Annotated in this window: 11 protein-coding genes; 6 read left to right on the forward strand and 5 right to left on the reverse strand. The window is 71.7% G+C overall.

All coding sequences use genetic code 11. The annotated features are described in order from the left end of the window. Nucleotides 1-7: 7 nt before the first annotated feature. Nucleotides 8-745 carry an LON peptidase substrate-binding domain-containing protein gene (locus tag ACIA8N_RS01305; RefSeq protein ID WP_365776919.1) on the forward strand — a complete coding sequence of 246 codons (738 nt, stop codon included), beginning with the start codon at nt 8-10 and terminating at the stop codon, nt 743-745. A gap of 44 nt (nt 746-789) precedes the next feature. Beyond that, nucleotides 790-1,287 carry a Cys-tRNA(Pro) deacylase gene (gene ybaK, locus ACIA8N_RS01310; protein WP_030211583.1) on the forward strand — a complete coding sequence of 166 codons (498 nt, stop codon included), beginning with the start codon at nt 790-792 and terminating at the stop codon, nt 1,285-1,287. A 34-nt stretch (nt 1,288-1,321) separates the two neighbouring features. Here the strand turns inward: ybaK and ACIA8N_RS01315 are convergent, their stop codons facing one another. From ACIA8N_RS01315 to ACIA8N_RS01330, 4 genes are all read right to left on the reverse strand, one after another. Next, nucleotides 1,322-1,963, reverse strand: coding sequence for a DUF2567 domain-containing protein (locus ACIA8N_RS01315; protein ID WP_365776922.1), 642 nt, complete (start codon nt 1,961-1,963; stop codon nt 1,322-1,324). A gap of 34 nt (nt 1,964-1,997) precedes the next feature. After that, entirely contained in the window at nt 1,998-2,816 is an 819-nt protein-coding gene (locus ACIA8N_RS01320; protein ID WP_399415743.1) for an ABC transporter permease, read from the reverse strand. A gap of 103 nt (nt 2,817-2,919) precedes the next feature. Further along, the gene (locus tag ACIA8N_RS01325) at nt 2,920-3,900 is read right to left on the reverse strand and encodes an ABC transporter ATP-binding protein (RefSeq protein WP_365776924.1); all 981 of its coding nucleotides are present in this window, start codon (nt 3,898-3,900) and stop codon (nt 2,920-2,922) included. Between the two features lie 11 nt (nt 3,901-3,911). Next, nucleotides 3,912-5,267: an NYN domain-containing protein gene (locus ACIA8N_RS01330; protein WP_365776926.1), complete on the reverse strand. Its 1,356-nt coding sequence runs from the start codon at nt 5,265-5,267 to the stop codon at nt 3,912-3,914. 251 nt (nt 5,268-5,518) lie between these two features. Between ACIA8N_RS01330 and ACIA8N_RS01335 the strand changes: the two genes are divergently transcribed. Further along, entirely contained in the window at nt 5,519-5,692 is a 174-nt protein-coding gene (locus ACIA8N_RS01335) for a hypothetical protein (protein ID WP_365776928.1), read from the forward strand. A gap of 88 nt (nt 5,693-5,780) precedes the next feature. On the opposite strand, the gene dnaE is transcribed toward ACIA8N_RS01335, so the two are convergent. Beyond that, a complete protein-coding gene (gene dnaE, locus ACIA8N_RS01340; protein ID WP_030211573.1) occupies nt 5,781-9,320 on the reverse strand; it encodes a DNA polymerase III subunit alpha in 3,540 nt (1,179 codons plus the stop codon). Between the two features lie 177 nt (nt 9,321-9,497). Between dnaE and ACIA8N_RS01345 the strand changes: the two genes are divergently transcribed. From ACIA8N_RS01345 to ACIA8N_RS01355, 3 genes are all read left to right on the forward strand, one after another. Then, nucleotides 9,498-10,823: a DUF2252 domain-containing protein gene (locus tag ACIA8N_RS01345; RefSeq protein ID WP_365776930.1), complete on the forward strand. Its 1,326-nt coding sequence runs from the start codon at nt 9,498-9,500 to the stop codon at nt 10,821-10,823. Nucleotides 10,824-10,898: 75 nt separating this feature from the next. Then, nucleotides 10,899-11,582: a hypothetical protein gene (locus ACIA8N_RS01350; protein WP_365776932.1), complete on the forward strand. Its 684-nt coding sequence runs from the start codon at nt 10,899-10,901 to the stop codon at nt 11,580-11,582. Between the two features lie 78 nt (nt 11,583-11,660). Then, entirely contained in the window at nt 11,661-12,476 is an 816-nt protein-coding gene (locus ACIA8N_RS01355; protein WP_365776934.1) for a DsbA family protein, read from the forward strand. The last annotated feature ends 55 nt before the right edge of the window (nt 12,477-12,531 follow it).

The raw sequence follows: 12,531 nt of genomic DNA on the forward strand, positions 1-12,531 counted from the left end.
GACCGCTGTGACCACCGCTCGCCTGCCACTCTTCCCGCTCAACGCGGTGCTGTTCCCGGGCCTCGTGCTGCCGCTCAACGTCTTCGAGGAGCGATATCGCGCCATGATGCGCGAGCTGCTCACGATCGACGACTCGGAGCCGCGCCGCTTCGCCGTCGTCGCCATCCGGGACGGCCGCGAGGTCGCCCCGACCGCACCCGGCATGCCGGACCAGACGGCGCTGCCCGAGAAGGGCCCGGCGGCGGGCTTCGGCTCCGACCCCATCCAGGCCTTCCACCGGGTCGGCTGCATCGCGGACGCGGCGTCGATCCGTGAGCGCGCGGACGGCAGCTTCGAGGTGATGGCCACCGGCACGACCCGGGTCCGGCTGCTCTCGGTCGACGCGAGCGGGCCGTTCCTGGTCGCCGAGACCGAGGAGATCCCCGAGGAGCAGGGCGAGGAGGCCGGCCACCTCTCCGAGGGGGTGCTGCGGGCCTTCCGGAGCTACCAGAAGCGGCTCGCGGGGGCACGGGAGCGCTCGCTGACGTCGAGCGAGCTGCCGGACGACCCCTCGGTGGTGTCGTACCTGGTCGCGGCCGCGGCGGTGCTCGACACCCCGTCCAAGCAGCGGCTGCTCCAGGCCCCCGACACGGCGACCCGGCTGCGTGAGGAGCTGACGCTGCTGCGCGCGGAGACGGCGGTGCTGCGGCATCTGCCCTCGCTGCCGGTGGTCGACCTGACGCAGGGCCCGACCTACCCGAACTGAGCCGATCCGGGCCCATCGCAACGGGCTGAGCCGAGGAAGAACGCGTGGCGAAGAAGCAGAAGAAGAACAGCGGCGGCACCCCTGCGACGGTCGCCCTGACGGCGGCCGGTACCGCGTTCACCGTGCACGCCTACGAGCACGACCCGGCCTCCCCGTCGTACGGCGAGGAGGCGGCGGAGGCCCTCGGCGTCTCCCCCGACCGGGTCTTCAAGACGCTGGTGGCGGACGTCGACGGCGAGCTGACGGTCGCGGTGGTCCCGGTGGCGGGCCAGCTCGACCTGAAGGCGCTGGCCTCGGCGGTCGGCGGCAAGCGCGCGGCGATGGCGGACCCGGCGGCGGCGGAGCGTACGACGGGCTACGTCCGGGGCGGCATCTCCCCGCTCGGCCAGCGCAAGCGGCTCCGCACGGTCCTCGACTCCTCGGCCTCGGACCACGCGTCCATCTGTGTCTCGGCGGGCCGCCGCGGCCTCGAGGTCGAGCTCTCCCCCGCCGACCTGGCGGCCCTCACCTCGGCGGTCGTGGCCCCGATCGGCCGCGCCTGACGTTCCCGCCGGCGCGGCCGTCCGTACGGCCGCGTCAGCTCGGGCCGGGGCCCTGGGCGTACGGCTTCGGCTGGTCCCACGGTTCCGGTTCCGGGTCGCGCGGCCCGAAGAGGGCGGTCAGCGCGAGGTGCACGAGCGTCGCCGCGAGCGGCCAGGCCAGCATGGCGGCGGCGCCCAGCTGCAGTTCGAGCGGTGCCTCGAAGGCGACGTTGGGGCCGACGGACTTCGCGTGGGCGACCACGTCCCGCGCCGGGCCGAAGTACGTCCCGAATCCCCAGGCGAGCAGGGAGCCCAGCACGCCGCCGACGGCGAGACCGAGCACCAGCGGCACGCCGCCCTTGCGGCGCAGCAGGAAGACGACGAGCCCGGCGACCACGCCGAAGGCCAGGGCGAGGAGGACGAACGTTCCGTCGGAGCCGATCGCCGCCTCCCCCTCGGAGTTGCGGAGGTAGACCCCCTCGCCGTCCGAGATGAGCAGGACGCGCGGGGCCAGGTTCAGCCAGAGCACTCCGAGGAGCGCGCCCGCGACCGCCGAGACGAGGGTGACCAGAACGCCCTGCACGACTTCGGCGCCCGTGATCGGGTCCCCTGCCGGGCCGAGCATCGGCGGGGGCGGCGGCGGCCAGTCGGGGTCGTGCGGCGGCGGCTGGTGAGGCGGAGTCAGAGGTGCGGTCACCCAGCCATCGTGCCAGGTGTGCCTGTGGCCCGCCTCAGCGGACGGCGGCCCGCCGGTAGGCCCAGGTGGCGAGCGCGAGGGAGACCACGCCGACCGCCCCGCACACGGCGAGGTCGAGGCCGACGGCCGCCCAGTCGGGGTGCGGGTCGAAGGTGCGGGCCAGGGCCTCCACCCCGTACGTCGACGGCAGCAGGTCCCGTGCCAGGCCGATGGGCTCCGGAAGCCGTTCCGCCGGCAGGACGCCGAGCAGCAGCGCCGCCGACATGCCGAGCTGGCCGAGGAGGGTGGCCAGTTCCTGGCGGGGTGCGAGGAGTCCGAGGGCCGCGCCGAGCCCGGCGAGGGCCGCCCCGGCGAGCGGGACGACGGCGGCGAGGATCCAGAGGTGGCCGAGCGGCAGTCCGAAGAGCACGGAGCCGGCGACGGCGGTCACGGCGGTGCCGGGCAGGGTGAAGGAGGCGTACGCCCCGGCGGCGCCGAGCACCACGGCGGCGGGCGGCACCGGCAGGGTGGCGTAGTGGTCGAGGCCGCCGGTCGCCCGCAGCTGCCCGAAGTACTGGGCGAGCAGGTTGAGCGCGACGAAGGCGACGACGAGGACGGTGGAGCCGGCCACGACCGCGCGTGCCTCGGAGCCGCCGTCGACGACCCCGCGCATCAGGACCATGATCCCGACGGACTGGAAGGTCGCGACGAAGAGCAGCGGGATGCGGGCGACCCGGGCACGGGACAGCTGTGCGCGGTACACGGCGGCCAGGGAGGGCAGCAGGCGGGCGCGCGGGGCGAGGGGCGCCGCGGCGGCCTCGCCCTCGTGGGTCTCGTCGTCGCGGGTCCGGAGGGAGGGCGGGCCGGTCGGCAGGATCTCGGCGGGCAGGGTGCTCACTGCGTACAGCTCCTGACGGTCACGGACGGGACGCGGGGGCTTCGGGGGTCGGGGCCGACGGCCCCGGGACCGCGGAGGGTCATGCCTTCACCAGCCCGTCGGTCGCGCCGCCCAGCGCCAGGTACACGTCCTCCAGGCTGGGCGTGGCCAGGGTGAAGTCGTCGAGGGCGGCGAAGGCGGCCCCGCCGGTGACGGTGGCGACCGCGGCGCGGGCCGCGTCGGGGGCGAGGCGGAGGATCCAGCGCCGGCCCGTCTCCTGGGCGCGTCCGCGCAGCGCGGCGACCTCGGGGAGGTGGAGGGGTGCGGCGTCGCGCCAGACCAGCTCGACGCGGATCTCGCCCGCGACGCGTTCCTTGAGCCCGGCCGGGGTGTCGCAGGCGATGACCTTGCCGTGTTCGAGGACGGCGACCCGGTCGAGCACGGTCTCGGCCTCGATGACGTTGTGGGTGACGAGCAGCACGGTGGCGCCGTGTTCGGCGCGCCGCCGGTCGACGGCCGCCCAGACGGCGCGGCGGGCGACGGGGTCCATGCCGGTGGTGGGCTCGTCGAGGACGAGGACGGGCCGCCGGCCGACGAGCGCGGCGGCGAAGCAGGCGAGCCGCCGCTGACCGCCGGAGAGCCTCCTGAGGGGCCGGGAGGCGAGCGGGCCGAGGCCGAGTTCGTCGAGGACGGCGTCGCGCTCGGCGCGTGCGTCGTGGGCGGTGAGGCCGCGCAGCCGTCCGGTGGTCTCGGCGGCGAGGGCGACGGTCAGCTCGTCGAGGGCGGTGGACTCCTGGCCGAGGTACGCGAGGAGCCGGGAGGCCCGCTCCGGGTGGCGTACGAGGTCGTGGCCGAGGAGCCGGACGGCGCCGGAGTCGGGGCGCAGGAGTCCGGTGAGCTGGCGGACCAGGGTGGACTTGCCGGCTCCGTTGGGTCCGAGCAGCCCGAAGATCTCGCCGCCGCGCACGTCGAGACTGATCCCGTCGGTGGCCCGCACCTCGGGTGTCGCGGGCGCACCGCGCCTGCCGCGCGTGGCGGGGTACGTCTTGACCAGTTCCCGCACCACGCACACCGTACTCACGGGGGAAGAGCCTACGGGGTCGCCGGGCCCGCTCCGGGCGCGGGGGCGTGTTCGGCGGCGGCCCGGACGTCGATCTCGCGCCAGAAGCCGGCCCGGATGGCGTAGCGGTCGTGCTCGTCGATCTGGTCGTCCTTGTGGGCGAGCAGGCCGAACCGTGCCGCGTAGCGGAGGAGTTCGCCGTCGATGCGGTGCGGGATGCGGGGGTAGAGGGTGGAGAGCTTCTGGACGTGGCTCTGCTCGGGGAGCCGTTCCATCCACCGGCGGGCGAACACCTGGCCGACCTCGAACGGGTCGCCGCCGACGGTGGTGATGTCCTCCTCGCGGTCCGCCCAGCGCTGCTCGGCGCTGGTGAGGGTGGCGAGGGTGGGCAGGGACGCGGTCTCGGCGGGTTCGCCGAGCGCGGGGGCGGGGCGCTCAACCCAGCCCCGGTCGGAGGACCAGCGGAGCGCGCTCGCGCCCTGCGGCACGGGGCCGCCCGGGGCGCCGGGGGCGGCGGCGGGGCCGCGCAGTCCGGCCAGGTCCTTGGGGGTGGGGACGCCCTTGCCCGGGGTGGGGGCGGGGGCGTCTGCGCCGTGCGTGTGCTCGTCGTCCCCGACGTGGCCGTCGGGGTGGACGTGCCCGTGGCCGTTGGGGCGGACGTGTCCGTCGCCGTGGGGCGCGGAGCCCTCCCCCGCGGTCCGGGCGGGCGAGGCGGCCGCTTCGGCCGCGCGTTCGGCGGAGGCGGCGAGGGCCGCCTCGGGCAGCGGCGCGGAGAGGATGGCGGCGATCTCGGGGCGCGGGGCGGGCGGGGGCGCGCAGATACCGGTGAGGTCCTTTGCGCGGACGGCGCGGGTGATCCAGACCCGGTCGAGGACCCGGCGCTCGTCGGCCTCGGCGACCAGGTCCTCGGACTGGTTGTAGTCGCCGTCGGCGGCCTGGACGGCCCAGAGGTGGACGGCGACGCCGTGTTCCTTGGCGGACATCAGGCCGGGCAGCAGGTCGCCGTCGCCGGTGACGAGCACGATGTCGGAGCAGGCCCGGTTCCTGGCCAGCTCCGTCAGCTCGGTGTGCATGGCCGCGTCGACGCCCTTCTGGGCCCAGCGTCCGTCGCTCCGGGTCAGCGCGCCGAGCCGGACGGTGACCCGGGGCATCACCCGCAGTCTGCGGTGCTCGGGCTGGGGCACCCGGTCGGGGGCACCGTCGAACCAGTAGATCCGCAGGAGGGGCAGCGCGGTCTCGGCCTCTGCGCGCTGGCGCAGCTGCTGGATGAGCCCGGCGTGGTCGACGGTGATCCGGGAGCGGGCCGGTTCCCCGGCGAGCAGACTGGCGGCGGCACCCAGCAGGTAGCCGGCGTCCACCAGGACGACGCAGCGGTCCACGTGTTCCACCCTCTTTCGGGAACCTCGGGATCGGAGTTGCTTCGGATTTCGCTTCGAGTCTGCCCGAAGCGCGGGGGCTCGACGGTCGGAACTGGATCATCGGCGTGGCGGAAGTCACGTTCGGCCGGATGCTCACGTTCCGTAATGATCCAACATGCGCCGGTTCATGCCGTATGTGAGTCTGACAGCGGCCCTGGCCCGTCGCGGGCCCGGCCATGATCCGCCGGACAGGCCCTAGGTCCCTTTGAGGAGGCATCCCCATGGCCAAGAACCGCAGTCAGAACCGCAGCCAGAAGCAGCAGTCGCCGGCCGAGCGCGGAACGCAGCAGGCGCAGCAGTCGTCGATGGAGTCCCAGGCCGAGCAGCGCGCCAGCCAGGTCACGCCGGGTGACATGGCACGCAAGGGCCGTCAGAAGCGCTTCGGCCACAACTGACGCACCCACGGCAAAGGGGCGCGCCCGTGACGACGGGCGCGCCCCTTGCGCGTGGGCGGAGGAGGCCGCGCGTGGGCGGAGGAGGCCGCTATCCGGCCAGGCAGGACGGGCCGAGCAGCACCTTCAGGTCGCCGAACAGCGCCGGGTCGGCCTGCACCCGGTGCCGGTCGAGCCGGAGCACCGTCGTCTTGCGGGGGCCCTGGAGCTTGATCCGCACCTCGGTGTTGCCCTTGTGGTGGCCGAGGATCTCGCCGAGCCGGGTGACCATGGGCGGGGTCACCTTGACGGTCGGGATGGTGAGGATGACCGGTGCGTTGGTCCCGGCGTTCGACAGGTCGGGGACCATCAGCTCCATGGCGACCAGCCGGGGGACGTCCTCGCGCTTGTCGAGCCGTCCCTTGACGAAGACGACCGTGTCCTCGACGAGCTGGGTGGAGACCAGCTGGTAGGTGGCCGGGAAGAACATGCACTCGATGGAGCCGGCCAGGTCCTCGACGGTGGCGATCGCCCAGGCGTTGCCCTGCTTGGTCATCTTGCGCTGGAGGCCGGAGATGATGCCGCCGATGGTGACGACCGCGCCGTCGGAGTGCTCGCCGCCGGTGAGCTGGGAGATCGCCGCGTCCGTCTTGTCGGACAGGACGTGCTCGATGCCGAACAGCGGGTGGTCGGAGACGTACAGGCCGAGCATCTCGCGCTCCTGGGCGAGCAGGTACGACTTCTCCCACTCGACGTCGGAGAACTCGACGTCAAGGCCGAAGCCGGGCTCGTCGGTCGCCTCGTCGCCCATGCCGCCGAAGAGGTCGAACTGTCCCTCGGCCTCCTTGCGCTTGACCGCCACCACGTTGTCGATCATCGGTTCGTGGTGGGCGACCAGGCCCTTGCGGGTGTGGCCCATCTCGTCGAAGGCGCCGGCCTTGATCAGCGACTCGATGGTCCGCTTGTTGCAGACGACGGCCTCGACCTTGTCGAGGAAGTCGGGGAAGGAGGAGTACTTCCCCTTCGCCTTGCGCGACTTGATGATCGACTCGACGACGTTGGTGCCGACGTTGCGGACGGCGGACAGGCCGAAGAGGATCACGTCGTCGCCCTGGGCGGCGAAGTTCGACTCGGACTCGTTCACGTTGGGCGGCAGGACCTTGATGCCCATGCGGCGGCACTCGTTCAGGTAGACCGCGGACTTGTCCTTGTCGTCCTTGACCGAGGTGAGCAGTCCCGCCATGTACTCGGCGGGGTGGTTGGCCTTGAGGTAGGCGGTCCAGTAGGAGACCAGGCCGTACGCGGCCGAGTGGGCCTTGTTGAAGGCGTAGCCGGCGAAGGGTACCAGGACGTCCCAGAGGGCCTTGATGGCCTCGTCGCTGTAGCCGTTCTTCTTGGCTCCGGCCTGGAAGATGGTGAAGTTCTTCGCCAGCTCCTCGGGCTTCTTCTTGCCCATCACGCGGCGGAGGATGTCGGCCTCGCCGAGCGAGTAGCCGGCGATGATCTGGGCGGCCTTCTGCACCTGCTCCTGGTACACGATCAGGCCGTAGGTGACCGCGAGCACCTCTTCGAGCGGCTTCTCCAGCTCGGGGTGGATCGGGGTGATCTCCTGCTGCTTGTTCTTGCGCAGGGCGTAGTTCGTGTGCGAGTTCATGCCCATCGGGCCCGGCCTGTACAGGGCGGACACGGCGGAGATGTCTTCGAAGTTGTCGGGCTTCATCAGCCGGAGCAGCGAGCGCATGGGACCGCCGTCGAACTGGAAGACGCCGAGGGTCTCACCGCGCTGGAGCAGTTCGAAGGTGGCCGGGTCGTCCAGCGGCAGGGCCAGCAGGTCGAGGTCGATGCCCTTGTTGGCCTTCACCATCTTGACGGCGTCGTCCATGATGGTGAGGTTGCGCAGGCCCAGGAAGTCCATCTTGAGCAGGCCGAGCGACTCGCACTGGGGGTAGTCCCACTGCGTGATGGTGACGCCGTCGGTGTGCCGGACCCAGATCGGCGCGTGGTCGACGATCGGCTCGCTGGACATGATCACGCCGGCCGCGTGGACGCCCATCTGGCGGACCAGGCCCTCGACGCCCCGGGCGGTGTCGATGACCTTCTTGACGTCCGGCTCGTTCTCGTACATCGCGCGGATCTCGCCGGCCTCGCTGTAGCGGGGGTGCGAGGGGTCGGTGATGCCGTTGAGGTCGATGCCCTTGCCGAGGACGTCGGCGGGCATGGCCTTGGTGAGCCGGTCGCCCATGGCGTACGGGTAGCCGAGGACGCGCGCCGAGTCCTTGATCGCGTTCTTCGCCTTGATCTTGCCGTACGTGCCGATCATGGCGACCTTGTCGGAGCCGTACTTCTCCGTCACGTACCGGATCACCTCGACGCGCCTGCGCTCGTCGAAGTCGATGTCGACATCGGGCATCGAGATGCGCTCGGGGTTGAGGAAGCGCTCGAAGATCAGGCCGTGCGGGATCGGGTCGAGGTCGGTGATGCCCATGGCGTACGCGACGATCGAGCCGGCCGCGGAGCCTCGGCCGGGGCCCACGGCGATGCCCTGCTTCTTGGCCCACATGATGAAGTCGGCGACGACGAGGAAGTAGCCGGGGAAGCCCATCGAGATGATGGTGTCCATCTCGTACTCGACCTGCTTCATGCGGTCGTCGGGGATGCCGTTCGGGAACCGGCGGTGCATGCCCCGCATGGTCTCCTCGCGGAACCAGCTGACCTCGGTGTACCCCTCCGGGATGTCGAACTTCGGCATGAGGTTCTTCTCGACGAACATGCCCTCGGTGCTGACCTGCTCGGCGACCAGGAGGGTGTTGCGGCAGCCCTCCTGCCAGGCGTCCGAGGAGTCGATCGCGTACATCTCGTCCGTGGACTTCAGGTAGTAGCCGGTGCCGTCGAAGCGGAAGCGGTCCGGGTCGGAGAGGTTCTTGCCGGTCTGGATGCAGAGCAGGGCGTCGTGCGCGGTCGACTCGTGCGCGTACGTGTAGTGCGAGTCGTTGGTGACCAGCGGCGGGATGCCGAGCTTCTTGCCGATCTCCAGGAGCCCGTCGCGGACCCGGCGCTCGATCTCGATGCCGTGGTCCATCAGCTCCAGGAAGTACCGCTCCTTGCCGAAGATGTCCTGGTACTCGGAGGCCGACTTGAGGGCCTCGTCGAACTGGCCGAGGCGGAGCCGGGTCTGCAGCTCGCCGGAGGGGCAGCCGGTGGAGGCGATGAGCCCCTCCGACCACTTGGAGATGGTCTCCTTGTCCATCCGGGGCCACTTCTGGAGCCAGCCCTCGGCGTACGCGTCGGAGGAGAGCTTGAAGAGGTTGTGCAGCCCGGTGTCGTTCGCCGCCCAGATCGTCTTGTGGGTGTAGCCACCGGAACCGGAGACGTCGTCCCGCTTCTGGTGCGGCTGGCCCCACTGGATCTTCCGCTTGTTGCGCCGGGACTCGGGGGCGACGTACGCCTCGATGCCGATGATCGGCGTCACCCCGGCCTTCTTCGCCGTGTGGAAGAAGTCGTACGCCCCGTGCAGGTTGCCGTGGTCGGACATGGCGATATGGGTCATGCCCATCTCGTTGCACGCGTTGAACATGTCCTTCAGCCGCGCGGCACCGTCCAGCAGCGAGTACTGGGTGTGGACGTGGAGGTGCGTGAAGGGCGGCTTGGTCACGGCGAGAGGTCTCCGTAGCGGTCACAGGGGTGGCTGGGGGGACCGTGGAAGTCTACGTCGGGCGACTGACAGCCGAGGGGCACTCGGGGCTAGGGTCGCGCGTTGAGAGACAGGGAACACCTGTCCCATTTGTCATGAACAGCTTGTCAGTACGCCCGGTACCAGGAGGCACCTCGAATGTCGGTCCCCCAGCCCACCGCCGCCGAGCGCGGTGAGCACATTCTCGCCGTCTTCGACACCGCCTTCGGCGAGCTCCTCGCCGCCGACCCCGCCGCCTTCCGCGTCAAGTTCCGGAAGATGGCCGGCTCCGCCTTCGCCTTCTACCGGGGCACGGCCTGCCTCTTCTACTCCGACCTGGAGCAGGAGGCCCACGGGGGCCCCTACCTGGACGAACGCACCGGCCGGGTCTGGATCCACGGCGATCTCCACGCCGAGAACTTCGGCACCTACATGAACGCCAACGGGCGGCTGATCTTCAACGTCAACGACTTCGACGAGGCGTACGTCGGCCCCTTCACCTGGGACCTCAAGCGGCTCGCCGCCTCCCTGGCGCTCCTCGGGTACGCGAAGGCGCTCGGCGACGGCCAGATCACCGACCTGGTGCGGATCTGCGCCACCGCCTACCGGGAGCGGATCCACGCCCTCGCGACCGGCGCCAAGGATGACGACGTCTCCTCCTTCACCCTGGAGACCGCCGAAGGGGCCCTCCTGGGCGCCCTGCGCGAGGCCCGCTCGCTGACCCGCTTCGGGCTGCTCGACTCGATGACGGAGATCCGCGACTCCGAGCGGCGCTTCTCGGCGGGCGGCGGGGCGATCGAGCTGGACGCCGCCACGCGGTACAAGGTCCTCGCGGCCTTCGACGGCTACCTGGAGACCCTGCCGGAGTCCAGCCTGGACCGCCCCGACTCGTACCGGGTCAAGGACGTCGTCGGGCGGCGCGGGATCGGCATCGGCTCGGCCGGCCTCCCCTCGTACAACATCCTCCTGGAGGGCAACAGCGACGCCCTGGAGAACGACGTCGTGATCTACCTCAAGCAGGCGCAGACGCCTGCGGTCTCCCGCCATGTGACGGACCCGGCGGTACGGGAGTACTTCCGGCACGAGGGCCACCGCACCGTGATCTCGCAGCGGGCGCTCCAGGCCCACGCCGACCCCTGGCTGGGCTGGACGGAGCTCGACGGGGCCGGGCAGCTCGTCGCGGAGGTCTCGCCGTACGCGGTGGACCTGGACTGGTCCGACATCGACGACCTGGACGAGATCGCCGCGACCGTCGCGGACCTCGGGCGGGCCACGGCGACCATGCACGCGGCGGCGGACGACTCCAGCGGCCACTCGCTGGTGCCGTTCTCGACCGAGCGGGCCATCGACGCGGCGATCGCCGCCGACGAGGAGGGGTTCGCGGACCTCCTGGTGGACTTCGCGCACGCCTACGGGGCAAGGGCGCGGGCCGACCACCAGATCTTCGTGGACCTCTTCCGCAACGGCCGGATCCCCGGGCTGTGACGGTGGGGCCGGTGAGGCTTCGCACAGCTCGCGCTTAGCGACTCCTTACGGCCCGGCATGGCACACTCCACGACGATGGACATGGCAGGGACGCAGCTGAGGGCGCTGCGGGCGGCGTTCTTCACGGCACTGGTCGTGACGCTGTCCGTGGCCTCCCACGTGCTGCTCTCCCGCGTGCCGCTGCCGCTCGGCACGGTCGTCCCGGTCGCCGTCGGCGTCTACGCCGTGGCGTACGCGCTGGCCGGCCGCGAGCGCGGCCTCGGCCCGATCGCCGGGCTCCTCGTGCCGCTGGAACTGGCGGCCGACACGCTCTTCACCAGCGGTCAGGCGGTCTGTTACGGGGCCGCCGGCGGCCCGGTCGCCGGATCGCTGCGCGCGGTGGGCCTGGAGGTGTTCTGCGGCGGCGCCGTGGGCACCCCGCTGCCGGGCGTGGCGGCTCCCGAGAGCGGCACCGCGGCCGCCCTGCTCGACTCCCCGGACCCGTCGCTGCCGTGGCTGCTGCTCCTCGCCCATGTGGGCGTGGGCCTCTCGGCCGCCTTCTGGCTGCGCGGCGGGGAGCGGGCGCTCGTCCGGCTGCTCGGCGCGACGGCCGCCTGCGCCTTCCGGCCGCTGCTGCTCATGGCGGCCCTCTTCCGCACCGGTCCGGCGCCGCGGCGCGCACCGCGGCCCGCGGGACGGCCCCGGCCCTCCCGCACACGGTTCCTCACGCACTCCGTGGGACGGCGGGGACCCCCGTGCCCGAGCCTCGCTCTCGTCTGAGCAGCGCAGGCCCCCGAGCACGCAGTCCCCTCTCGGCTTCCCGGTCCCGACGGACCTCACCCCACGGAGAACACGATCATGAGTGCACGCAACTCGCAGTCCAACAAGGCCGCCGCCCGCGAGCGGCTGCGCGTCGAGCGCGAGCGCCAGGCGAAGAAGGACAGGGCGCGCCGGCAGCTCGTCGTCGGCGTCTCGGCGCTGGCCGTCCTCGCCGCCGCCGGCGGCATCGGCTACGCCGTGGTGCAGTCCAACAAGCCCTCCCACTGGGAGTCGGTGGCGGAGGCCTCGACGGTGAAGGCCCCGAAGAACACCTCGGGTACGAACGGCACGACCGTCGTGGTCGGCAAGGAGTCGGCGAAGAAGACCCTGGAGCTGTACGAGGACTCGCGCTGCCCGGTCTGCGCGACCTTCGAGCAGTCCGTGGGCTCCACGGTCGAGAAGGACGTCGAGGCCGGCAAGTACAAGATCAAGTACGTGGGTGCCACCTTCATCGACGACGCCGCCACCGGTGAGGGCTCGAAGAACGCCCTGTCCGCGCTCGGCGCGGCCCTGGACTTGAGCCCCGAGGCCTTCCTGAAGTACAAGGCGGCGCTCTACTCGGAGGAGTTCCACCCGGAGGAGAACGACGACAAGTTCGCCAAGGACTCCTACCTCCTGGAGATCGCGAACTCCGTACCGGCCCTCAAGAGCAACGCCGAGTTCAAGAAGAACGTCGAGGACGGCACCTTCGACGCCTGGGCGATGAAGATGTCCGAGGCCTTCGACGCCAGCGGCGTGACGGGCACCCCGACCCTGAAGATGAACGGCAAGCCGGTGACGGTCGCGGGCACCGACAACCCGCCGATGACGCCGGCCGAGTTCACCACGGCGGTCGACGCGGCCCTCAAGGCCTGACACGGGTTCACCGCCGCGCCCGGAATCGCCCCCTGACCCCCCGCGGGTCGGGGGG

Source organism: Streptomyces sp. NPDC051822 (genome assembly GCF_044452745.1).
Taxonomy (GTDB): domain Bacteria; phylum Actinomycetota; class Actinomycetes; order Streptomycetales; family Streptomycetaceae; genus Streptomyces.